Genomic DNA, 245 nt, shown 5'->3' on the forward strand with positions numbered 1-245 from the left:
GGGGTATCTAATCCTGTTTGCTCCCCACGCTTTCGAGCCTCAGCGTCAGTTACAGACCAGAGAGCCGCCTTCGCCACTGGTGTTCCTCCATATATCTACGCATTTCACCGCTACACATGGAATTCCACTCTCCTCTTCTGCACTCAAGTCTCCCAGTTTCCAATGACCCTCCCCGGTTGAGCCGGGGGCTTTCACATCAGACTTAAGAAACCGCCTGCGCTCGCTTTACGCCCAATAAATCCGGA

1 rRNA gene is annotated in these 245 nt (G+C 53.9%); it reads right to left on the reverse strand.

What is annotated here, in order from left to right:
* A 16S ribosomal RNA gene (locus V0288_RS25010) occupies positions 1-245 on the reverse strand; the annotation flags it as partial.

Source organism: Pannus brasiliensis CCIBt3594, assembly GCF_036688125.1.
GTDB lineage: Bacteria > Cyanobacteriota > Cyanobacteriia > Cyanobacteriales > Microcystaceae > Pannus > Pannus brasiliensis.